We start from the raw sequence: 1897 nt of genomic DNA, 5'->3' as shown, positions 1-1897 counted from the left end.
TGCGAGGTCTCACTGGATGCCGGTACGCGCATCACCTTGCCATTCAACGCCGCCAGCCTGAGCGTCGGCAGCGCGGTGACCCTGGGCATTCGCCCGGAACATCTGGAGCCCGCACAACCGGGCGACTGCACCTTGCAAGTCACCGCCGACGTCAGCGAACGCCTGGGCAGCGACACCTTCTGCCACGTCACCACACAGGCCGGCGAAGCGCTGACCATGCGGGTACGCGGGGATCTGGCCAGCCGCTACGGCGAACAACTGAGCCTGCACCTGGACCCGGCCCACTGCCATTTATTCGATGCCGAAGGCGTGGCGTTGACCCGTCCGCTGCGCGCTGCAGCCTGATTTCGAGACTTGTCCGATGAAACTGAATAAACACAACCTGCACCGCCTCGCGGCCGAAGTGAAGCTGCCCGCCTACCGCCTCAGCGACACTCGCCAGGGCATCGCGCACATTGGCGTCGGCGGCTTCCACCGCGCGCATCAGGCGTATTACACCGATGCACTGATGAACACTGGCGAAGCGCTGGACTGGGCCATTTGCGGAGTCGGCCTGCGCGCCGACGACCGCCGCGCCCGCGACGATCTCAAGGAACAGGACTACCTGTTCACCCTGTTCGAACTCGGCGACAGCGACGATACCGAAGTGCGAGTGATCGGCGCGATCCGCGACATGCTGCTGGCCGAAGACGGAGCCCAGGCGTTGATCGACAAACTCGCCGACCCGCAGATTCGCATCGTCTCGCTGACCATCACCGAGGGCGGCTACTGCATCGATGACAGCAACGGCGAATTCATGGCGCACCTGCCGCAGATTCAGCACGATCTGGCGCACCCGAGCGCACCGACCACGGTGTTCGGCTTCCTCTGCGCAGCGCTGGAAAAACGCCATGGCGCAGGCACGCCGGCGTTCACGATCATGTCCTGCGATAACCTGCCGCACAACGGCGCGGTGACCCGTAAGGCGCTACTGGCTTTCGCCACCCTGCGTGACACAGGGCTGCGCGACTGGATCGAACAAAACGTCAGTTTCCCGAACGCCATGGTCGACCGCATCACGCCGATGACCAGCACCGCGCACCGCCTGCAACTGGCCGACAGACACGGGGTGGATGATGCCTGGCCGGTGGTTTGCGAGCCGTTTGTGCAGTGGGTGCTGGAGGATAAATTCGTCAACGGTCGCCCGGCGTGGGAAAAGGTCGGTGTGCAGTTCACCGACGATGTTTCGCCTTACGAAGAGATGAAAATCAAGTTGCTCAACGGCAGCCACTTGGCGCTGACGTATCTGGGTTTTTTGAAGGGTTATCGGTTTGTGCACGAGACCATGAACGACCCGCTGTTCGTGCGTTACATGCGCGCCTTCATGGACCTCGACGTCACCCCGCAACTGGCGCCGGTGCCGGGGATCGACCTGAGCGAGTACAAGGACACGCTGGTGGCACGTTTCTCCAATCAGGCGATTGCCGATCAGTTGGAGCGAGTGTGTTCGGACGGCTCGTCGAAGTTTCCCAAGTTCACCATTCCGACCATCAACCGGTTGATTGCCGATGGGCAGGAGACCAAGCGTGCGGCGTTGGTGGTGGCGGCGTGGGCGTTGTATTTGAAGGGTGTGGATGAGAATGGTGATACCTATTCGATCCCGGATCCGCGCGCGGCGTTTTGTCAGGCGTTGGTGGCGGACGATGCTTTAATGACTCAGCGGTTGTTGGCGGTTGAGGAAATTTTCGGCACGGCGATACCGCGTTCGGCGGAGTTTGTCGCGGCGTTTGAGTGGTGCTGCAACAGTTTGCGCGAGGACGGTGTGACGCGGACGCTGGAACGGATACTCGCCTGAAAAGCCCCTCACCCTAGCCCTCTCCCGGAGGGAGAGGGAACTGACCGAGTGGTTTGTGCAAGT

General features: G+C 62.0%; 2 protein-coding genes. Both read left to right on the top strand.

Annotation, left to right across the window (positions count from 1 at the left end):
- Positions 1 to 345 (top strand): TOBE domain-containing protein (locus DBR24_RS17315; protein ID WP_128615345.1); only part of this gene is annotated, 345 nt, incomplete at its 5' end.
- A 16-nt stretch (positions 346 to 361) separates the two neighbouring features.
- On the top strand, positions 362 to 1834 hold the full coding sequence (locus DBR24_RS17310; protein WP_128615344.1) for a mannitol dehydrogenase family protein: 1473 nt from the start codon (positions 362 to 364) through the stop codon (positions 1832 to 1834).
- Positions 1835 to 1897 lie beyond the last annotated feature (63 nt).

Origin of the sequence: Pseudomonas sp. HMWF006, from assembly GCF_003061205.1 — a bacterium.
Lineage (GTDB): Bacteria > Pseudomonadota > Gammaproteobacteria > Pseudomonadales > Pseudomonadaceae > Aquipseudomonas > Aquipseudomonas monsensis.
Note: the sequence above shows the minus strand (reverse complement) of the source record. Positions and strands in the feature narration are given on the sequence as shown.

What these genes read in the sequence shown, in the direction of transcription:
- DBR24_RS17310 (WP_128615344.1), top strand. Translation starts at nt 362, where the DNA reads ATGAAACTGAATAAACACAACCTGCACCGCCTCGCGGCCGAAGTGAAG.